Genomic DNA, 21,268 nt, shown 5'->3' with positions numbered 1-21,268 from the left:
CCCGGCGTCGCGTAGGAAAAGCTACTTACTCGGCAAGAGCGGCCTCGATGCGGCTCGTGACGCCCTTGAGGTTAAGACCGACGACGTACTGCTTGATCGGGCGCTTGATGTGCTCGATCACAAAGCGCTTGCCGTCGATGTCCTGAGCGGCGAGGTTGCGGTAAAGCTTCTCGACCTGCTCCTTGACCTCGGGATCGTTGAAGGCGTAGTGGCCGGAGACATCCAGAATCTTCAGGCTGAGCTCGTCGTCAGCCAGGATGTCATCAACCTGCAGGTTAACGTCGTCGCCGGTCATCCACTTGCGCCAGCGCTCGGTCTTGATAGCCTTGACCAGCAGCGTGTGATACAAGTCGGAGGGATCGTCGCACAGGCCGTTGTCGACCAGAATCTGCTCAGTAGCGCAGAGCTTGAGGTAGGCGCGGGTCTCCTCGGTGCCGTACTGAGGGGCGACATTGGAGGCCGTCACGTGAGCCGGGATGTGCTCGAGCAGCGTTGCGTCATCCAGATAGTCGGCGTTGTGCTCCTTCAGGCCCACGCCGTAGCGCTTTGCCATGTCGGCGAGCTCGCGGGCGTTCTTAAAGTTGTAATGGCCGACCTGCTCGGTCCAACGGGTAAGCGTACCGGTCTGGCCGACGATAAAGGTGGGCATGGGGCAGCCGCGCTTCTCGAGCTCGGGCTGCAGCTGAGAAATGAACTCCTCGTACTTATCGGTAGAGGTCAAGCCGCCATTGGTCTCCTCGGTACCGACCTCATAGGCGACCTCGGGCAGGTTATGCTCGCGACGGTACTGCTCAAGGTAGTCGATAAGATCGATCGTGCGGCGAAGCACCACGTCGAGCGGAATAACCTTGCCGATCTGATAGGGGTCCTTGGTGGGGTCGACCATCAGCAGGTCAAAGCCTGCCTCCATGTCGGCGACGAAGGACTTGCGGGCGAGCTCCATGGCCTCGTCCTCGGGCAGGTGGGCGTTACGCTCCTCGTCGCGCTGCCACGGACCGCCGTGATCGCGGCACAGGTAGTACGGACCGGTGTAACCCACCTCGTCGGCAACCTTCTTGATGTCGGCGGCAAAGCGCGTCTGGTCCCAACCGTTAACGTAGCCGGCGCCCATCTCGTCCATATCGACCTGGTTGCGGCTGGCGATAAACATGGGCGGGAAATCCTCGTCCTTGGCAAGCTCGAACACGGCCTGAATCAGGTTGGGGCTCATGGGGCCAATGCCGACCATGGTTGCGTGATCGCCGCTATCCTGCAGCTTGAGCATGCCCTGAACGGCCTGGCGGATGGTGAGGTTGGACATTTTGTTCTCCTTCTCCAGAGGATTTTTGACAAAAGTTCCCTGGGACCCAGATGCGGGCCCTATCAGTACGGATGGATTTTGTTGTGTAGGGGCGGTTGTGCGGAGTCAAATCCATCCCTCCGCACAACCGGAGTCCTTAAAGGTTTACTTGGCCTGCTTATCGAGCGTGGGCTTCATGGCAATCAGGATTGCAGCAGCGACCACGGAGCCAATCACGATGTCCAGGCAGAACAGCGCGACGTTGTTGGTGGCAAGGGCGACGATAAAGCCACCGTGCGGGACGTAGCAGTCGATGCCCTGGAAGGCGGCAAGCGCCGCACCCACGGCAGAGCCGATGCAAATGCTGGGAAGGGTGTGACCGAGGTCCTTGACCGCGAAGGGGATAGCGCCCTCGGTAATACCGATGCAGCCCATGAACAGTGCGGAGATACCCATCTGGCGATCGGCGTCATCGAACTTATTCTTGGCGATGAGCGCAGCAAGGCCGCAGGCAATCGGGGGAATGGCGACGGCGACGCGGAACATACCGTTGGGGCCGTAGATGCCGGAGGCCATGATGGCCATAGTAAAGGTCGAAGCGGTCTTGTTGATGGGGCCACCCATATCGAAGGCGGTCATAACGCCAATGACCAGGCCCAGGACAACCGCGGAGCCGCCCTGCAGGCTACCGAGCACGCTGGTGAGCCAATCCATCACAAAGCCAAGCGGCGTGGCCAGGATGTAGATGTAGGCCATGCCCAGGACGAGCGAGGTCAGAATCGGGATGATCAGGATGGGCATGATGGTCTGGATGGTGTTGTTGACCTTCCAGGTTTTCATCCAGCGGACAAAGTAGCCGCAGATGACCGCCATGATCATGGCGCCCAAGAAACCGGTCGAGACGCTGTTGCAACTCGGGGTAACGACGGCGTTGTTGACCAGGTAGCCCAGGACAAAACCGGGGGCGAGCGCGGGCTTGCCAGCCATCGAGTAGGCGATGTATGCCGCAAGCACCGGGATCATCATGGAGATGCCGGCCATGCCGATGGTGTTAAGACTCACCATCAGCGGGTTCGTAACCTCCATGCCGTTGGCGCCGGCGGTACCGGATGCCAACGAGAAGGCGAGGAACACGCCACCGATAACGACAATGGGGATAAAATAGGAAACGCCGGTATTGAATGCATTGAGCAGCGTCTTGCCAGGATCGGCAAAGATAGACTGCTTGGACGCCGGTGTCGGGGCCTGCGGGGCAGCGGAGACGGCCTTCTTCTCTGCCTTGGCCTCGGCCTTGGGCGCGTCAACGGCGCCACCCGTCGCCTTGATAATCTCAACAGCCTGGTCGATGATCTTGACCGGATCGGCGATCACATCGGAAGTACCGACCTTGAGGAACTTGCCCTCGGCCATCTTCTGCTCAAAACGGTCCTCGTTCTCAACACCCACGTCGACGGACTCCAGGACCAGGTCGGCAGAATCCACGTCTTCCTGCGTCAGCTCGTTCTCGATACCCAGGCCACCCTGAGCCTCGACCTTGCACTCGATGCCACGGGCGGCGCATTCATCCTGAATCGCCTTCTGGGCCATATACGTGTGGGCGATACCCACGGTACAGGCGGCAACGCCTACGATCTTCATTGCTTCCCTCTTTTCATAGAGTTGCGTGCGCAAGACACCGTTTGCGGAGGCCTCCGGAGCATCCCCTGCCGTTTGGACTTGCTGTCTTTTCGACAAGACCAATATAGGTGCTCGTTTTTCTTAATGCCAGCTTATTTCGGTAAACGCGCAGGTCAGAGCGTTGGTTATGCGATTTAGTTACGCGTTTAACCAAAAATGAATCCTGCGATTTTGCCTTCGATTTCAAAAGTCAAGAAGTATTTGATTTTCTCGGTAGACGGCAGATGCGCATGCCGGTCACAAATTTCGACCCCACCCGTATACCGCATTTGTTGCATACTCATATGAAAGGAAAGGGTCGCTCACCAAAGCGTATCCCTCACCAAGACTCAAAGTCATCATGTTGGAAAATGCTCATCTGTCGGAAGGAGTCGCTGTGGCAAAACAGCGCGTTACGATCGCAGACGTCGCTCGAGAGGCGGGAACCTCGACGGCAAGCGTCTCGTATTACCTCAACGACAAACGAGAAAAACTTAGCGAAAAGACGCAGAACAAAATCGCGCGCGTCATTAAGGAACTCGGATACGTTCCCAATGCCCAGGCGCAAACGCTCACCGGCAAACAAACCCACGTCATCGCCATCATCATTTTGGATAACACCAACAAATGGGCGGGGCTCGTTCTCAATGGCATGGAGCAGGTCATGCTCCCCGCGGGCTACCAGACGGTCGTTTGCACGAGCAACTTTAACCCCGAGACCGAGCTCATGTACGTCGACAAGATGCTCTCGCTGGGCGTCGATGGCTTTATCATCCAACCCACGGCAAATTTCAAAGCCGTCCACGACCGCATTAGGCGCGCCGGCAAGCCGGTCGTCTTCTTCGACGCTGCCATCTATAGCCCGGGCACCAGCTGGATTAAAACCAACCTCTACGACGGCGTGTACAACGCCACGCAGGCGCTTCTCGATGCCGGCTACGAAGATTTCTTTTCCATCGCCGCCAACATGACCGAAATGCGCACCCGCATGGAGCGTTTCCAGGGATATGCCGAGGCGCTAGCCGCGAATGGACAGCTCTACAAAGCCATCCCCATCGATCACAACAAGCCGTCAATCAACGAGCTCACCGAATACTTTAAATACAAGTTCAACCCCGCCAAGCGCACGCTCATCTTCGTGCAAAACCAATGGGCACTTCCGCGCGTCTACAAGGCGCTTCAGCCCATGGTCCATCTGCTCCCACAGCAAATCGGCCTTTTGGGACTCAACTGCGAAGACTGGACCAACCTCACCACGCCGACCGTTTCTACCATCATCGAGCCCGTCGACCAGGAAGGTCGCGAAGCAGCCGAAATGCTGCTCGCCCTACTTGACGGTAGCAGCGAACCCGGCGAGCAGCGCATTCTCGAGTGCAAGCTCAACTGGCTCGACTCCACCTCGATCTAGACCGCGGGATAAATGAATCAGTAACGTCTATCCCAAATCTTGAGTATTTGTTCGATAGAACGGCCCCTGCCGGCTCCTGCTAGACTGGTAGATTCCCAACCATCTAGCCAGGAGCCGCAATGTCGCGCAAGTCCGCCTACAAGCAAGCACTTTCCATCGGCACCGCCGTGGTGCTGGGGTTTGCGTTGTTTACGGGATCGCTCGACGGAGCTCCCAAGCTGCTGTCGCCGCAAAGCGATGAGCAAGCGGCGGCTCTGGCCGAAAAACAAAACGAGAGTCCCAGCCGCACCGACGACGAGGCAAACCTGGTTGCCCGGCTCGAATCGGGAACAGCGAGCTCCTCGGACTCTCAAAATAGCCAAGACTCCGGCGATGGCCCCGAATCCACCGCGACCAACACCAACGACAACGTTGCCGAGGACAGCTCCACCGTCCCCATCGACGAGGTAGAAAACCCCGACCTCAACCGCGCCCGCGGTGTTTATCTCAGCAGCATTCCCGACTACGCCAGCAATCCCTACGTTGCCCTTCGCGCCGACAGCACGCACCCGCTCGGCACGCCGTCGTTCACGCTTGACGAGTATGAGCGTGCCACCGAAGAGGGCTGCTTTAAGAAATTCTCCAAGCTCGACAGCCTGGGCCGCACTCGCAAGGCGCTCGCTTGCGTAGGCCCCGAGTCGCTCGGACAGGGAAAGCGCGGCGATATCTCGCGTATCCATCCTGCCGGTTGGCAGCAGCAGCGCTACGACTTTATTCCAGGCCAAAGCCTCTACAACCGCTGCCACCTCATCGCCTGGTCGCTCTGCGGCGAAAACGCCAATCGCAAGAATCTCCTCACCGGCACGCGTTATCTCAACGAAACGGGCATGCTGCCGTTTGAAGAGCAGGTTCTTAACTACATCCGCGACACGGGCAACCATGTGCTCTACCGCGTCACGCCCATGTACAACGAAGAGGAACTCGTCTGTCGTGGCGTACGCCTTGAGGCGCAATCGATCGAGGACCACGGCAAGACCCTGTGCTTCCACGTGTACTGCTACAACCTGCAGCCGCACGTGCAAATCGACTACGCCACCGGCCGCAACCAGGCATCCGGAGACTAGTGCCGACTGCGCTGCCCGTAACCCAAAAAATGATCCGCAATCCTTCCGTCGCATACGGATCAAATAAGGCCGCCCCGGTTACCCAGGGCGGCCTTTTCGTCAGCACCTACATTGCAGGCAAAACCACACGTTACTTGGCGCGGCCCTCCTCATAGCGCTCGACCAGTTTGGCCTGAACGTCATAGGGAACCTGCTCGTAGCCAGCAGGCTTCATGGTAAAGTCACCCGTGCCGCGCGTGATAGAGCGCAGGCGCGTCGAATAATCCGTCAGCTCTGCCAGCGGCGCCTGGGCAATGACCACGGTGTCGCCGCGCTCATCGGTCTCCATGCCCGTCACGCGACCGCGCGATGCCGAGATGTCGCCCATCACGGCGCCGGCGTAACTCTCGGGGATAGTCACCGTGATTTCCTCGATGGGCTCCAGCACCACCGGGTCGGCATCGGCGCATGCCTTTCGCAGGCCGATGCGAGCCGCCGCGCGAAACGCCATCTCGTTGGAGTCGACGCTATGATACGAGCCGTCATACACCGCGACGCGAATGCCCGTGAGCGGATAGCCGGCGATAATGCCGTCCTTCATGGTTTCCTGGACGCCCTTGTCCACGGCGGGGATGAGCGAGCGCGGGATGCGGCCACCCACGACCTCGTCCACAAACTCATAGCCGTCGCTCGTGCCGTCGGGCCCAATGAGCGGCTCCACGCGCAGCCAGCAGTCGCCGTACTGACCGGCGCCGCCGGTCTGCTTCTTGTGGCGACCCTGAGCGCTTGCCGTGCGGCGGATGGTCTCGCGATACGGAATACGGATCGGAACGCTCTTTGCCACAACCTTGGTGCGGTCCTCAAGGCGATTGAGCAGCACCGAAACCTGTGCCTCGCCCACCGCCGAAATGATGGTCTGGCCGGTCTCCTCGTCGCGGTCGATGCTCATAGTCGGATCGGCCTTGCAGGCCTTCTCGATAAACGTGTAGAGTTTCTCTTCATCGCCGCGGTTCTCGGCCTCGATGGCGATGCGGTACTGCGAGTTGGGGAACTTAAACGCCGCAGCCTCGACCTTGCCGGTAATAGAGAGCGTATCGCCCGTCTCGGCCGCCAGCTTGGGAGCCACGATGATATCGCCGGCATAAGCGTGGCCGACCTCGGTCATGTCACGGCCGCATATCACATACAGGTGAGCCAGACGCTCGCCCTTACGCGTGCGCGCATTGATCAGCTCAAGGCCCGGCTCAAGCGTGCCCGTCAGCACCTTGATAAAGCTGATGCGACCCTGCTGCGGATCGGCCAGCGTCTTAAACACAAATGCCACCGGACGGTCATCGTCGCTCGAGATCTTGAGCGAATCACCGTCGATGAGCGGCATCTCGCCGTAGTCCGTCGGCGCCGGGAAGTACGTGGCGATGTCGTCCATCAGCGAGTTGACGCCCTGCTCCTTAATGCAATCGCCCGCAAAGACCGGCACAAAGATGCGCTCGGCGATCGCCTTGGACAACAAGCCCTCAAGCTCCTCCTGCGTCAGCGTCTCTTCGCCTTCCAAATACTTCATCATCAGCTCATCGTCGGCCTCGGCCACCAGCTCGCACAGATGGTCGTGGGCTTCCTCGGCCTGGGCACGATACTCCTCGGGAATCTCCGACTCAACTGCCTCGGCGCCGTTGCAGTGGCGCGCCTTCATACGCACCAGGTCGATAATGCCGTCAAAGTCCTCGCCCTCGCCCCAGGGGAGGGTCACGGCACCCAAACGCGTACCAAAACGCTCCTGCAGCAGGCCCATCGTGGTCGTAAAGCTGGCCTCCGGACGCGACAGGCGGTTTACGAACACCGCGCGCGCCAGGCGCAGGTCCTCGGCGGCGTACCAAAGCTTAACCGTCGTCGGCTGCGGGCCGGCCTCGGCGTCGACCACAAACAGAGCCGTCTCGCAGACGCTCATCGCGGCAAAGGCGTCGCCGATAAAATCGGGGTAGCACGGGGCATCGAGCACGTTGATGCGGGCGCCCTTCCAATCGATCGGCGCGATGGTCGTCGAGATGGAAAATGCACGCTTGACCTCTTCGGGGTCATAGTCGAGCGTGGGCTTGGTGCCGTCGTGGCCGCCCAGGCGGGCGGTCTTACCGGAAAGGTGGAGCATGGCCTCGGCGAGTGAAGTCTTGCCCACCCCGCCTTGGCCTACGAGCACCACGTTCCTTACGTTGCCGGTCTTGGGAGCACCCATGATGACCTCCTTGCAGGGTCGCGCGCGATGCGCGACGCCAACGGGGAGAGTTCGCGGTCGATGCCGTCCCGGGAGCAGCACGGTCGGCAGCCGAGCCGACTCACCCTCCAAATGTCCTATGCCACCACCCTACCCTCACGGGCGACCGTCCATGCACACCTTTCGGCACACGTATGAATACGGGCGGCGAGAGGAGAGGGCGAGCTTGCGAGGCGATTATTGAACCCCACGGATGCAAAAAACCGCCGCAGACCATAAGACCTGCGGCGGTTTCACCTTAATAAGCAGTTGAGTAAATAGCTGAGCCTATCCCTCGATACGGCTCAAGAACTCACGGGTACGCTGCTCGCGCGGATGGTCGATAACCTGCTCGGCCGGACCCTCCTCGACAATGCGCCCGCCATCCATAAAGACCACGCGGTCGGCAACGTCGCGTGCAAACTGCATCGCATGGGTCACGATCACCATCGTCATATTCTGTGCGGCCAGATCCTTGATGACGCGCAGCACCTCGGCCGTCAGCTCGGGATCGAGTGCCGAGGTCGGCTCATCAAAGAACAAGATTTCCGGGTCGAGCGCCAGGGCGCGGGCAATACTCACGCGCTGCTGCTGACCGCCCGAAAGCTCGCAGGGCACCTTGTTCTCGTTGCCCGTCAGCCCCATTTGCGCAATCAGCTCGTGAGCGCGGGCCTCCGCCTGCTCGCGCGGACGCTTAAGCACGCGGATCGGCGCATCGGTGATGTTTTTCATCACGGTATAGTGCGGGAACAGATTGTAGTTCTGAAACACCAGACCAAACCGCGAGCGCGCCTGTTTAGGCACATCGCCCTTTGTGTACACCGCGCCCGAACCCGCATCCTTCGCGACGGCAAGGTCGCCAAACGAGAGCGATCCACCGTCGAGCGTCTCGAGCAGCGTGGCGCAGCGCAGCAGCGTGGACTTACCGCCGCCCGAAGGCCCGATAATCGCCACGACCTCGCCACGCTTGACCTCGAGCGAGATATCCTTGAGCACCTCATTGCCGCCAAACGCCTTGCGTGCGCTTTCGATTTTCATCACTGAGTTAGTCATGGTAATAGTCCAGCTTCTTTTCGGCAGCGCCCAGCAGCATCTCGACCACAAAGCTAAAGACCCAGTAAATCAGCGCCGCGATTGCAAACGGCACCATGCTCACCTGCGAGGCGACCAGCGCCTTGGCCGTCGAGAACATCTCGCCCACGCCGATGGCGAACGCCAGCGACGTGTCCTTGACCAGCGTGATGATCTCGTTGCCCATCGCCGGCAAGATACGCTTGGCGACCTGCAGCATCACGATATACAGAAACGTCTGCATGCGCGAGTAGCCAAGTACCTCGGCAGCCTCGTATTGACCGCGCGGAATGGACTGCAAGCCCGAGCGATAGATCTCAGCAAAATAACCGGCGTAGTTGATGATGAACGCCACGACGCACGCCGTCCATTTGGAATCGGGCGTGAGCGAAATGCCGAACACGTAGTACGGGGCAAAGTAGATGGCAAACATCTGCAGCATGAGCGGCGTACCGCGCATGACCGAAATGTAGATGCGCGCAATCCAGCGGAGCGGCGCAATTTTGCTCATGCGCATAAACGCCACGGGAATTCCCAGCGGAATCGACCCCAGCAGCGTCAGCACAAACAGCTGCAAGCTGACCAAGAATCCCTGGCCAAGCATCTGCATCATGACTTGGATAGACAACCTACCCTCTCTTTCACAGCAACAGAACAGCGGGCGTTAATTGAAATAGGCACAGTGCCCAAGATTGCGAGCGACAAGCCCGACGAAGCGTACTTTGGTACGCGAGGAGGGTTGGAGCCGCAAGGTTGGGTGCTGTGGCTATTTCAAAACCCAATTATCGAAAGATAGACCATAGCTTGAATACTTGTCGCACAGGTCCTTAACCGTGCCGTCCTCGTAGAGCGCCTTGAGCGACTCAGTCACGGCATCGGCGGACTTGGTGTCGCCCTTCTTAAAGCCAACGGCGTAGTGCTCGCTGGACAGCGGCTTGTCGAGCTGCGTGTAGGCATCGGGCTTGGCGGCAAGCTGATACTGAGCGATCGAGAGGTCACAGGCAACGGCATCGACTGCACCACTCTCGAGCTGCATAAATGCCGTGTTGTACTCACCGATGGTATCGAGCGTGGCAAACGTCGCGGCCAGATCCTTCTGGTCGCCCTCGAGCACATCCTGTGCAGCGGAATCAGTCTGCGTAATCACGGTCTTGCCGGCAAGATCGTCCCAGCTCTTGATACCCGCGTCCTTCTTGACCACGAGCACCTGCTCGTTAAGCATATAAGGCTCGGAGAACGTGTAGTCGTCCTCGCGGCCCTCCATGGTAAAGCCGTTCCAGATGCAGTTGATGGCACCCGAGTTGAGCAGCGTGTCCTTGGCATCCCAGTCGATAGCCTCATACTCAACGTCCCAGCCCTGCTTGTCGGCAACGGCCTTGGCAAGGTCGAGGTCAAAGCCGGTGTACTCGCCATCGTCGCCTACAAAGCCATACGGAGGATAGGACTTGTCAAAGCCCACGATGAGCTTCTTGGACTCCGCAGCGCCCTTCACGTCCTTGGCTGCGGTAGATCCGGCAGCAGAGCCCTTATCGGCACCACCGCCGCAGCCTACCAGGACGAGGCCAAGCACCGTGGCAAGCGAACCGGCTAGACCAACAAACTGACGACGAGACATATCGGCATTCATGGTATCCCCCTTGATGGCACTTTAGTTAGCTAAAGTGAGTCATATAACGTTCAGAATCATACACTTTAGTGAGATGGAGTACAAGGGAGAGCTTGCCCGGCGTGGGCGGGGAGCGGCGCGTAATTAAGTTTCCTGCTCTACAGTCCTGCGCAAGACGGAAAGCACATTAAGTGCTTTCCTTTGCGTGCGGAACTCGCGATAAACTTAATTACGCGCCGCTCCCCGCCCACGCCGGGCAAACGTCATTGGACTTATCACTGACGTGAAGTGGACGCTTGTATATCGTCTGCTAGCTTGGCACGGTACAATGCTTTCAGATTTCAATTTATAAATTAGTGGGGTTAATTCATGGCAGAATCTCGTGCGGAGCGTAGGGCTCGTCGTGCTTTGGTGGAGGCGGCTGAGGGGTTGAAGGAGGAGAAATCTTCCAAGAATTCAAAGTCGTCTCAGGATTCGAAGGGTAAGTCGGTCAAGGGCAAGGCTAAGGCCAAGCGTCCCGGCTCTCGTCGGAGCGGGGATAAGGCGTCCCAGGCTCACTCCAAGCGCCCGCATAATGATCCGGTTTCGTCTGCACGTAAGGCTGTGGACCCCAAGTCTCCCTGTTCGATCATGAAATCTTGCGGTGGGTGCACGGCTCTCAATCGTCCTTATAAGAAGCAGTTGGCGGCCAAGCAGGCTGCTATGGAGGAGCTGTTTGCTGAGCTCTGTGAGCGCGAGGGTATTGCCGTTGATCCTATTCGCGGTATGGGCGTCACCCTGGGCGACCCGGGTAAATATCCTGCGCCGCGTGGCTTTCGCCATAAGGCTGCCACTCCCTTTGCTCCCGGTAGGGAGGGCACTGTCCGTTGCGGTTTCTTTGAGCGCGGCACGCACAGAATCGTTGCCGTGCCCGAATGTCCTGTCGAGGCGCCGGGTGCCCGTCAGATTCTCAACGGCATCGCACGCGAAGCTGAGCGGCTGCATATTCCCGCCTTTAATGAGGACAAGCATCTTGGTTTGCTTCGCTATGCCATCGTCCGCTGCGGTTGGCGTACCGACCAGGTTATGGTTACGCTCGTGACTGCCCAACGTGACTTACCGCATGCACGGGAGTTCTTTGAAGCCGTCGCGGCGCTCGATCCGCATATCGTCACCGTTGCCCAAAATATCAACGGCCGTCCCGGTAACGCCATCTTGGGTGAGGAGACTCGTATCGTCTGTGGCGCCGAGTGTATGCGCGACCAACTGCTCGGTTGCGAATTCGATATCTCCCCTACCGCGTTCTATCAGACCAATCCGCAGCAGACCGAGCTGCTCTATCAGCTCGCGATTGACGGCATGGACCTGCAGCAGGGTGACATTCTTATGGACGCTTACTGCGGCAGCGGCACCATCGGTCTATGCGCCGCGAAGGATGCCCAGGACAGAGGCGTCGGCATTATGCTGCTCGGCGTGGAGCGCAACCCAGCGGGCATTGCCGACGCACGTCGCAATGCCGAGCTCAACGGCCTCACCCGCAGCGCTTGGTTTATGGCCGACGACGCCACCGACTACATCCTAGATGCCGTCGATAACAACGAGCGCGTCGACGTCCTTTCCATCGACCCGCCGCGCGCCGGCTCCACGCCCGAGTTTCTTGAGGCGGCCTGCGTACTTAAGCCGCGCCGCATCACCTATATCAGCTGCAATCCCGCCACCCAAGAGCGCGACCTGCACCAGCTCCTCGACGGTGGCTATCGCCTGCTCAAGATCACGCCGGTCGACATGTTCCCTCATACCGACCACACCGAGACCGTCGCGGTCCTCGAGCGCCGCTAATCCACCCCGGTAGATTTTAGGGACAGGAAAGGGGACGGCCCGTCTGGACCGCCCCCTTTCGTTGGACATATGAGTCTCGTTACATCCCCTTGCGCAGGTCGCAAACGCCGGCTGCCGCCATCTCGCGCAGCAGCGTCTCGCGGTCGCGCGTCACGATCAGGTCCAGCGGGAAGTGAATCTCGTCGAGCAACTTGCGGGCGTGCTCGAGCTTGCCAATGGCCATACCAATGTGGGCATCGGTCGACACACCAATACCCACGCCCAGCTCGGCGCAGCGCTCGGCAATCTTGCGGCATACGGCCCAATGCTCAGTGTCGGCACCGTGCTCAAGACTATGGTTGTTGATCTCAATGATCTTGTGCTTGGCTTTGGCCGCCAGCAGCACCTCATCGATATCGAACGGCACGCCCGAACGACCCGTATGCCCAAGCATGAACACCTTGGGGTGCTCCAGGGCATTGATGTACATCTGAGTCGTTTGAGCCAGCGTCGCGCCCTCGGCAAACTGCGGATTATGCACGCTTGCCACCAAATAATCCAAATTACGCGTCACCAAATCGAACAGCGAATGCTGGTGACTGTACGAATCGCCGGCAATATCGAACGAAACGGGAATGTCCTCGCCAAACAAGCTTCCGTCCAGCGAAACGATATCGACCTCGGCGCCGCGAAGCACCAGCACGCCGCTCCAAATGCGCGGCCAGATATCCTGGTTAATAAAGAACTGGAAACTGCGCAGGTCGTTGGGGCAAGCCGTAACCATCGAGCTCAGATGGTCGGCAGATCCGAGCACCTGCAGGCCACGTTCCGCCGCCCAGTACACATTCTCCTCAATGGTTGAGTACGCATGCGCGGAGAACAACGTATGAGTATGAATATCACAAGAAAGAAGGTAGGGCATCAGGTCTCCTTGTCCAGTATGGCCGTCGCGTATATTCATTGTACGCATAGCTTTCGGCAGTCGTAAAACTGCTTCATCCCAATCACACAACGGCATAGACAACGGGGTCTGGCTTAAAACCAAACCCCGTTTCACGTAAAACATTGTAAGCAGAGCGCTTTACTTTTGACGATACTCGTCGGCCAGCTGCTTCCAGGCGGGCAGTGAGTTAACGATAGTCTCGTAGCTCACACAGTAGCCCAAGCGGAACCAGCCCGGCATGCCAAAACTGTCCGAGGGCACCGCGAGCAGCTCATACTTCTTCGCGCGCTCGCAGAAAGCGTTCGCATCGGGCTCCAGCGCCTTCACCCACAGGTAGAATGCACCATCCGGCTCAACATAGGTGTAGCCGTACTCCGCTAGTGCATCGGTAAGCGCGGTGCGGTTGCGTGCATAGGCCTCAACGTCACTCGGCTCATCGATGCAGTCGATAATTACGCGCTGGAAGAGCGCCGGCGCGCACACGAAGCCCAGCGTACGGGCGGCACCGGCAACGGCGGGCATTAGACGAGCTGCCTGAGGGTTCGTATTGGGAACCAGGATCCACCCCACGCGCTCGCCCGGCAGCGAAAGCGACTTGGAATACGAGTAGCACACGATGGTGTGCTCGTAGATCGAAGGCACCCAAGGCACCTCGGCGCCATAGACAATCTCGCGATACGGCTCATCCGAGATGAGCATAATCGGATTCTCGGGATCGCGCCGAGCGTTGGCCTCGCGCAGAACATTGGCCAGTCGCGTCAAGGTATCGCGCGTATACACGGCACCGGTCGGGTTGTTGGGTGAGTCGATAATAACGGCAGCCGTCTTATCGGTAATCGCCTTGAGCACGTTATCCACGCTCAGCTGCAACGTATCTTCATCGGCGAGCGCCTCGACACACGTACAGCCGGCCTTCTCAATCCACACGCGATACTCCGGGAAGTACGGGGCGATAACAATGACCTCGTCACCCGGGTTCGTAACGGCATTGAGCGTGCAGGTGAGCGAAGCCGCCGCGCCCACGGTCATAAAGACATCCTTGCCCTCATAACTCGTACCAAAGCGGCGGTTGAGCGACTCAGCCACGGCGGTACGGCACTGCGGCAGGCCCGGCGCGGGCGTGTATCCGTGCAACTGCTCGCTCGGCAATTCAAGGGCCTTTTTGATGGACTCCGCCACGGCAGCGGGCGCCGGAACGCTCGGGTTGCCCAGCGAGAAATCGAACACGTTTTCCGCGCCGATTTGCGCCTTGCGCTCAAGGCCATAGCTAAAAATTTCGCGGATGATGGAGCTTTCCGCACCGCGAGCATACATGGTTTCGTTGATCATCTGTTCCCCTTTCGCATAGGCGGTATTGTACGCTTTAGTCGGGCAAAGTGCCGCAGCAATGTTGATTGGGGACAGACTTAAATGCGTGAAAACACTCATTTTAGTCTGTCCCCAATCAACAAAAAAGCCTCCACAGGTTTCCCCGCAGAGGCTTTCACCACAAAGACTATTTGTCGGCGTCGGTGTCGGCACCGGCATCGACGGCACAGTCATCGCCGGCATCATCGGATGCGGCTTCGGCATCCTCCTGCATGGCCGCCTGCGCAAAGGCTGCGGCATCAGCCGCCAGCTCCTCCTCGCTCATACGAGGCGCGCGCTTCTTGGTCGGCATGCCGGCCGCCTTGGCATTGCGCTCCTCCTTGGCCGCCAGGATATCGCCCTCGCGCTCAAGGTAGGCATCCCACTCGTTGTCGAGCAGGGCGTTCACGGCGTCGCCCTCGACGGTCTCGCGCTCAAGCAGCACCTTGGCCATCAGGTCAAGCTGGTCGCGACGGGCATCTAGGATCTCGACCGCACGACGATGGGCCTCACGCATGATGCGCTGAACCTCGATGTCGATGCGGCGCGCCGTCTCCTCGGAGTAATCCTGATGATCGGCGTAGTCGCGGCCCAGGAATACCTGATGCTGCGCTTCGCCAAACACCTGCGTTCCAAGCTCCTCGCTCATGCCCAGGCGCGTGACCATCTCGCGCGCCATCTTGGTCGCGCGCTCCAGATCATTGCTCGCGCCCGACGTGATGTCGTCGCACATGAGTTCCTCAGCAACACGACCGCCCAAGAACACGGCAAGCTCGTCGAGCATCTCGTTCTTGGTCTTGAGGAAGTGGTCCTCCTGCGGAAGCTGCAGCGTGTAGCCCAGCGCCTGGCCGCGGCTGACGATCGAGATCTTGTGAACCGGATCGGAATGCTCCAGGATGTGACCCACCAGGGCGTGACCGCTCTCGTGGTAGGCAATCGTGGTGCGCTCGGCCTCGGTCATCACGCGACCCTTGCGCTGCGGACCGGCAATCACGCGTTCCATCGATTCCTCGACCTCGTCCATCGAGATCACGGAACGATGGCGGCGGGCAGCCAGCAGCGCAGACTCGTTGAGCAGATTTGCCAGATCGGCGCCGGTGAAGCCAACGGTCATCTGGGCGAGCTTCTCAAACTTCACGTCCTCGTCCATCGGCTTGTTCTCGGCATGCACGCGCAAGATCTGCTCGCGGCCCTTCACATCCGGACGGTCAACCGTAACCTGACGGTCAAAACGACCGGGGCGCAGCAACGCCGGATCCAGGATGTCAGGACGGTTGGTTGCAGCGATCAGGATGACCGACTCGCTCTCCTCAAAACCGTCCATCTCGACCAGCAGCTGGTTGAGCGTCTGCTCGCGCTCGTCGTGACCTCCGCCCAAGCCAGCTCCGCGCTGGCGTCCCACAGCATCGATCTCATCGATGAAGATAATCGACGGGGCCTGGGACTTGGCCTCCTTAAAGAGGTCACGCACGCGGCTGGCGCCGACACCCACGAACATCTCGACAAAGTCGGAACCCGAGATGCTAAAGAACGGCACGCCCGCCTCGCCGGCAACGGCCTTGGCCAGCAGCGTTTTACCGGTGCCCGGAGGGCCCACCAGCAACACGCCACGCGGGATCTTGGCGCCCAGTTTGCGATAGCGATCCGGATCGCTCAAAAAGTCACGGATCTCCTCGAGCTCCTCGACTGCCTCGTCCACGCCGGCAACATCTTCAAACTTGACCTTGGGGCGCGTGGCCTCGTTGGTCTTGGCGTTGGTCTTGCCAAACTGCATGTTCCTGTTGTTGGCGCCCATCATCTGGCGCATAAAGTAGAACATGATAGCGATCAGGGCGATCGTCGGAAGCACGCTCATCGCCAAGTCGCCCCAAAAATCGGGGTCATTGGTGTTGACGATGTACTTGGTATCGGGGTGCTCCGCCATAAGCTCGGCAAGCGAATCGGAGCCGACATAGGTCGAGGAGAAGCCCTTGAGCTCGCTCGTATCGCCCTTGTCCTTCTTCGTCTTCCAGTAATGACCCGTCACGCTTCCGTCTTGAACCGTATAGGTCAAATCTTCGACGCGATCCTGCTTAATGGCGTTGACCATCTCGCTCGTTGCGAGCTTTACGGTATTGCTGGAATTGGCAAAGCCGGAGCCCATGTTAAAGAAGGCGTAGCCCAGAAGCGCGCAAGCCAAAATAAAATACAGCCAGCCCGTACGCGTGGGCTTCTTGCCTCCGGGCACCCCCGGGATCTTAGGCTCCCGGGGAGTCTGGGAATTGTTATCGTTACGGTCGTCGGGCATCTTACGAATAAACCTCCGGTTTCAAAATGCCCAGATACGGAAGGTTACGATAGCGCTCGGCATAATCGAGGCCGTAGCCCACCACAAAGGCATCGGGGCAATGGGTTCCAACATACTTGGGCGTGATGGCCGAGGTACGGTCCTCAACGTCCTTCCACAGGAAGGCGGCGACCTCCAGAGAAGCGGGCTTGCGGCTCTCGAGGTTCTTCATCAGATACTTGAGCGTCAGGCCCGAGTCCAGAATGTCCTCGACGATCAGCACGTCGCGACCGCGGATGTCGATATCCAGGTCCTTAATGATACGCACGATACCCGAGGACTTCACACCGTCGCCATAGCTCGAAACAGCCATGAAATCGATGTTGGTCGGCAGCTCGATCTTGCGCATCAGGTCGCCCATAAAGACCACGGCGCCGCGCAGGACCGCAATCAGCACCAGATCCTTACCCGCGTAGTCGCGAGTAATCTGCTCGCCTAGGCGAGAGACGATACCGTCGATATCCTCCTGCGTAAACAGAACCTTCTCGATATCCGGATGTTGAGAAGCCATGACAACCCTTTCTTGTGCTTATCGCCCACACACCGCCGTATGGACGCGAACTTCACATTCTAGCAGCGCACGGGGTATATTTTCCAGCCCGTACGCCATCAGCGCGGGAATACCGTCAACGTCGCACAGAATAGCTGGCGTGGGACGCTATTCCGCATCGACCACACGAAGCAGATACGCCACGCGCGTTGCGGCCGTGCATTTAAAACGCTCGTCCGTGCGAACGCCTGCGACCCATACCACGGCACCTCCCGGAGCCGTTCTCACCACGGGAACGCCTGCGCGCTCAGAGACGGGAATACGAGCCTCGTTGAGCAGGTCGGACACCTTCTTACTTCGCCCACTCATGCCCAACGGACACATCACATCCCCCGGCGCGGGACCGTCTACCCACAGACGCGCCAAACGCGCCTCGGCGGGAATCTCCCCGCGCGAGCCGGCGAGCATCCGTTTGCTATCGCGATCGGCAAAGCCCAGCGTCGCTGCATCCACCATAGCGACCACCCCTCCGGCACCCGCAAGTTCGCGGGCACGGCGCACAATATCACACCCCGGCTCGACGGCTATCGGCTCTGCCACCAGGATGCGGCCCGCCCCCAGCGGCAATCGACCGGGAATGGTGACCCAATCGGCAACTAACCCCTCGCGCGCCGCCGGGGCCTTGAATGACAGCATGCCAAACTCCACGCGCGCATCGATTCCCGCCGGCAGCGTGACCGAACCCGAGCCTTCGGCAACACAGGCAAGCACGCGCTCCACATGCCGCATCTCCGGGCGAGCGTCTGGGTCGATACGCTTAATTGCCAGTCGCACCATGCGCCGGGCAATCACCACCTCGGCCGCGGCCAGTCGGCGAGCGTCAAGGACCAGTGCTCCCGCCGCCTCCTTGCGCAGGCAGCTTCGAAACGCCTGTGCGGAAAGCTGGGAAAGAAAGGCGTCTTCGTCGCCCAGAATTTCACAAGCGGCGCCAATCGTCTTACAGACGTTCGCGTTGCGCTGCGCCACCACCGGTATCACTCGATGGCGCACGTAGTTACGCAAGTACGACACGTCCTCGTTGCTCTCGTCCTCTCGCCACGGCTGACCATGCACCTGCAGATAGCCCACGAGCTCATCATGAGTCAGGTCGAGCAAGGGACGCACCACGATATTCCTCCGGCGAGGAATGCTCGATAGACCAGCGGGCCCCGAACCCTTAATCGCGTTCATCAAAAACGTTTCCGCGCGATCCGAAGACGTGTGCGCGGTGCAGATACGAGCCGCCGTTCGCGGTGCCCCCGTCTGGGCGCAGAGCTCGCGGACATACCTCCGCGCCGCGGCATAGCGCACCTCGCGGGCAGCCGCCTCGATATTGCCCGATTCATCATCAAAATAGGCATGCTCAACACACAGCGGCAAGCCATATTGTGCGCATAGGCCGCGCACAAAGGCCTCGTCGCCATCGGATGCCTCACCGCGCAAATGATGGTTCACATGCAGCACGTGCAGTCGCTCGCGCGCGATGGGAGCTACACCACGCCCATCCTGAATATCCAACTTTGATGTGCACGCCATAAGGAGCAAAGCCGTCGAGTCCGCACCACCTGATACCATGAGCACCACGGGGGCAGCCGTCTGCCGCGTTGCCAGAGCTTTATCATCAGCCCACGATGCAGCATGGTGTCCATAATGCTGAGATACCGTTGGCATTTGCTTCCTCCTCTATTCGTTCGCACCCATTGTATCCTTTGGAATCTTATGTCTCGTCTGCACCTTCATATCCTTGGCAGCGGCTCAAAAGGCAACTGCGCGCTCATCGAAGGCCCCCGGGGGCTCATCATGATTGACGACGGTCTTTCTCGCCGCGAGACATTAAAGCGCATGACAGAACTGGGACTCTCGGCAGACAACGTCTCGGCTCTTCTCATTACTCATGAGCATACCGATCACATCAAGGGCCTCGATGTCTGGTGCAAGCACTGGCACGGCCCCCTCTTTGCCAGCAGGGGCACACTTTCGAGCAAAGAAAATCTTTCGCATCTGCCTGTCGAGGAATTCGATCCCGGTGACACCCTATCCATTGCCGGCATCCAGGTGCAAACCTACTCAACATCACACGATGTCATAAATCCAGTCGGCTATCGATTCGACGCCCTCGATGATTCCATCGGCTTTGCCACCGACACCGGAGAGCTATCGAGCCAGGCCATGAACACCCTCAAAGATTGTCGAGTCCTCGCGCTCGAAAGCAACCACGATGTGACCATGCTGCGCGAGGGAGAATATCCCCGCTTTCTTCAGGAGCGCATCCTATCTACAAAAGGGCATCTGTCCAACGATCAGGCCGCCGAAGCCGCACGCGAGCTTGCTACCGATCGCACCGAACAGCTCATTGCCATGCATATCAGCCAAGATAACAATCGCCCGAGTCTTACCGTCAAAAGCTATGCCAAAGCTCTAGCCGCAACCCTGGATGACGAGGTCGGCAGCTCCGCCACCCTTCTCCAAGGATCGCGAAATCTCTCGATACGCCCCGCAAGCCAGTATCAACCGACAACCATTGTATAGACCGCTCAATAAAACAAAAGGGGCCGGGAATCGCTTCCCAGCCCCTTTTGTTGTCTTTTAATAGTGCAGAACACCAACGAAGTTAGTCGATGGAGATCTTCGTAACGTTCTTCTTCTCGACGATCTTGGGAACCGTAACGGTCAGGATGCCGTCAGCGTACTTAGCCGAGAGGCCCTCGCTCGAAGCGTCCTTAAGATACACGCCACGCGTCGCGCTGTACGAGCTGAACTCCTTCTGCAGGAAGTTCTTGCCCTCGTTCTCCTCGTCTTCCTCGACATTCACGCTAATGGACAGACGGCCCTCGTTAAGCTCGACATCGATATCGTCCTTGGCGACGCCGGTCAGATAAGCCTTGACCTCATAGCCATCGCCCTTATCCTCAACGTCAACGGGGAACGCCTTAGAGGCAATCGAGTTGTTCGCTAGGTCGCTCATATCATCAAACAGATCGAACAGCGAGCTTGCAGAGGGACGAACGCCAAAAACCGAACGATAAGGAACCATGCTTGCCATGTTTACCACTCCTTTATAGGACTGCCGAGCCATCTTCTAGGTGACTGGGACTTCTTTTGACGCTCTTATATATGCCCACCCGGTGCTCATATATACATCGACTATAAAGTTTTTTGAGTCCAGTACTATAAGCATATCTAAGTGCGTAAGACTCAGGTTTTTGGAAGGTTAAGGTTCTTTGAACCAGAGCTTAAATAACGAGTATGTCCCCAGCTACAAATAACAAGGGGCTTACAATGAGCGCATACACGTTGTTGGTAACGAGCTAAAGGGCATCATGGACGACCAAAACCAGAACAATATGTTTATGCCGACGCAGGGGGAAAATACTTCCACGCAGCCGCCACGGTTCCATCGCCCCCACATCTCGCAAGAGCCCATTAATGATCCAGAGCCCGAGTATGTGACGAGAAATCGATATCAAACGCTCGAGGATGCCCAAACGGGGCGTAAGCATATGGGCGTCGCATCGAGCGATCCCGTATATCTGAAAGATGCACCGTTATCAAAAAACAGCGCAATCAATGACGACCCGGCGAAAACGCCCATAACTCGGCAGCAAAGAGGCCCCCGACCTAAGCAAACCTTAACGCATTCGACTCGTTATCTCGAAACGCCAAAACAGGGAAAATCAATCTTCGTTTCGTCAAGCAAACGACGCAAGCAGCATCGACTGACAATCCTGCTTTTGATCATTGTGGCCATAGCAGTTGCCCTTGTTATTCGATTTATTGTCTTTAAATAAAAGCTCATTACCCATAAGCCCAATCGGGTTACAGGTGAAATGCAACTACATTGTGAAGTGTTAGCGTAAAAAAGGGGGAGGCCGCGAGGCCTCCCCCTTCTTCAGTCCGTTGCGACGGCTCGGTGCCGTCCACCGGTCAGCGGCGCCCTGGCCTCCCACGGGCTGACCCCGCAGTACTCTCGGCGCGATGG

17 protein-coding genes are annotated in these 21,268 nt (G+C 58.7%); 5 read left to right on the top strand and 12 right to left on the bottom strand.

Features of this window, described 5'->3' with window-relative positions; all coding sequences use genetic code 11:
- Positions 1 to 25: 25 nt before the first annotated feature.
- A complete protein-coding gene (locus tag ABHT90_RS07050; protein ID WP_138375049.1) occupies positions 26 to 1,300 on the bottom strand; it encodes a class II D-tagatose-bisphosphate aldolase non-catalytic subunit in 1,275 nt (424 codons plus the stop codon).
- Between the two features lie 144 nt (positions 1,301 to 1,444).
- Positions 1,445 to 2,917, bottom strand: a complete 1,473-nt coding sequence (locus ABHT90_RS07045) for a PTS fructose transporter subunit IIC (protein ID WP_346982047.1) — start codon at positions 2,915 to 2,917, stop codon at positions 1,445 to 1,447.
- 415 nt (positions 2,918 to 3,332) lie between these two features.
- Between ABHT90_RS07045 and ABHT90_RS07040 the strand changes: the two genes are divergently transcribed.
- Both ABHT90_RS07040 and ABHT90_RS07035 read left to right on the top strand, forming a co-directional pair.
- Positions 3,333 to 4,343: a LacI family DNA-binding transcriptional regulator gene (locus ABHT90_RS07040; RefSeq protein WP_346982046.1), complete on the top strand. Its 1,011-nt coding sequence runs from the start codon at positions 3,333 to 3,335 to the stop codon at positions 4,341 to 4,343.
- Between the two features lie 119 nt (positions 4,344 to 4,462).
- Positions 4,463 to 5,446, top strand: a complete 984-nt coding sequence (locus ABHT90_RS07035; RefSeq protein WP_346982045.1) for a DNA/RNA non-specific endonuclease — start codon at positions 4,463 to 4,465, stop codon at positions 5,444 to 5,446.
- A gap of 130 nt (positions 5,447 to 5,576) precedes the next feature.
- On the opposite strand, the gene ABHT90_RS07030 is transcribed toward ABHT90_RS07035, so the two are convergent.
- The 4 genes from ABHT90_RS07030 to ABHT90_RS07015 all read right to left on the bottom strand — a co-directional run bounded on the left by ABHT90_RS07030 (position 5,577) and on the right by ABHT90_RS07015 (position 10,368).
- Positions 5,577 to 7,652 (bottom strand): elongation factor G, encoded by a 2,076-nt coding sequence (locus tag ABHT90_RS07030; RefSeq protein WP_346982044.1) that lies wholly within the window; start codon positions 7,650 to 7,652, stop codon positions 5,577 to 5,579.
- A 306-nt stretch (positions 7,653 to 7,958) separates the two neighbouring features.
- Positions 7,959 to 8,723, bottom strand: coding sequence for an amino acid ABC transporter ATP-binding protein (locus ABHT90_RS07025; RefSeq protein WP_346982043.1), 765 nt, complete (start codon positions 8,721 to 8,723; stop codon positions 7,959 to 7,961).
- Positions 8,716 to 9,369 carry an amino acid ABC transporter permease gene (locus tag ABHT90_RS07020; protein WP_430393371.1) on the bottom strand — a complete coding sequence of 218 codons (654 nt, stop codon included), beginning with the start codon at positions 9,367 to 9,369 and terminating at the stop codon, positions 8,716 to 8,718. Before ABHT90_RS07020 ends, ABHT90_RS07025 begins: the two co-directional genes overlap by 8 nt.
- A gap of 138 nt (positions 9,370 to 9,507) precedes the next feature.
- The gene (locus tag ABHT90_RS07015; protein WP_346982042.1) at positions 9,508 to 10,368 is read right to left on the bottom strand and encodes a transporter substrate-binding domain-containing protein; all 861 of its coding nucleotides are present in this window, start codon (positions 10,366 to 10,368) and stop codon (positions 9,508 to 9,510) included.
- A 348-nt stretch (positions 10,369 to 10,716) separates the two neighbouring features.
- On the opposite strand from ABHT90_RS07015, the gene rlmD reads away from it, so the two are divergent.
- Positions 10,717 to 12,165 (top strand): 23S rRNA (uracil(1939)-C(5))-methyltransferase RlmD, encoded by a 1,449-nt coding sequence (rlmD, locus tag ABHT90_RS07010; RefSeq protein ID WP_346982041.1) that lies wholly within the window; start codon positions 10,717 to 10,719, stop codon positions 12,163 to 12,165.
- A 79-nt stretch (positions 12,166 to 12,244) separates the two neighbouring features.
- Here rlmD and ABHT90_RS07005 read toward each other — a convergent pair whose 3' ends face one another.
- The 5 genes from ABHT90_RS07005 to tilS form a co-directional block, all read right to left on the bottom strand.
- Complete coding sequence (locus tag ABHT90_RS07005; protein WP_346982040.1) at positions 12,245 to 13,066, bottom strand: phosphatase; 822 nt, start codon at positions 13,064 to 13,066, stop codon at positions 12,245 to 12,247.
- A gap of 159 nt (positions 13,067 to 13,225) precedes the next feature.
- A complete protein-coding gene (locus tag ABHT90_RS07000) occupies positions 13,226 to 14,416 on the bottom strand; it encodes a pyridoxal phosphate-dependent aminotransferase (RefSeq protein ID WP_346982039.1) in 1,191 nt (396 codons plus the stop codon).
- A gap of 166 nt (positions 14,417 to 14,582) precedes the next feature.
- Positions 14,583 to 16,721: an ATP-dependent zinc metalloprotease FtsH gene (ftsH, locus tag ABHT90_RS06995; RefSeq protein ID WP_346982038.1), complete on the bottom strand. Its 2,139-nt coding sequence runs from the start codon at positions 16,719 to 16,721 to the stop codon at positions 14,583 to 14,585.
- 1 nt (position 16,722) lies between these two features.
- Complete coding sequence (hpt, locus tag ABHT90_RS06990) at positions 16,723 to 17,271, bottom strand: hypoxanthine phosphoribosyltransferase (RefSeq protein WP_117774133.1); 549 nt, start codon at positions 17,269 to 17,271, stop codon at positions 16,723 to 16,725.
- A 147-nt stretch (positions 17,272 to 17,418) separates the two neighbouring features.
- On the bottom strand, positions 17,419 to 18,960 hold the full coding sequence (tilS, locus tag ABHT90_RS06985) for a tRNA lysidine(34) synthetase TilS (protein WP_346982037.1): 1,542 nt from the start codon (positions 18,958 to 18,960) through the stop codon (positions 17,419 to 17,421).
- A 48-nt stretch (positions 18,961 to 19,008) separates the two neighbouring features.
- Between tilS and ABHT90_RS06980 the strand changes: the two genes are divergently transcribed.
- Positions 19,009 to 19,818, top strand: coding sequence for an MBL fold metallo-hydrolase (locus ABHT90_RS06980; protein ID WP_346982036.1), 810 nt, complete (start codon positions 19,009 to 19,011; stop codon positions 19,816 to 19,818).
- Positions 19,819 to 19,900: 82 nt separating this feature from the next.
- Here the strand turns inward: ABHT90_RS06980 and ABHT90_RS06975 are convergent, their stop codons facing one another.
- Positions 19,901 to 20,332, bottom strand: a complete 432-nt coding sequence (locus ABHT90_RS06975; RefSeq protein ID WP_156063448.1) for an Hsp20/alpha crystallin family protein — start codon at positions 20,330 to 20,332, stop codon at positions 19,901 to 19,903.
- Between the two features lie 277 nt (positions 20,333 to 20,609).
- Between ABHT90_RS06975 and ABHT90_RS06970 the strand changes: the two genes are divergently transcribed.
- Positions 20,610 to 21,077, top strand: coding sequence for a hypothetical protein (locus tag ABHT90_RS06970; RefSeq protein ID WP_346982035.1), 468 nt, complete (start codon positions 20,610 to 20,612; stop codon positions 21,075 to 21,077).
- The last annotated feature ends 191 nt before the right edge of the window (positions 21,078 to 21,268 follow it).

Origin of the sequence: Collinsella aerofaciens (assembly GCF_039758815.1) — a bacterium.
In the GTDB taxonomy this organism is placed as follows: domain Bacteria; phylum Actinomycetota; class Coriobacteriia; order Coriobacteriales; family Coriobacteriaceae; genus Collinsella; species Collinsella aerofaciens_BP.
The sequence above is the reverse complement of the archived record's forward strand: the minus strand, read 5'-3'. Positions and strand labels throughout refer to the sequence as shown.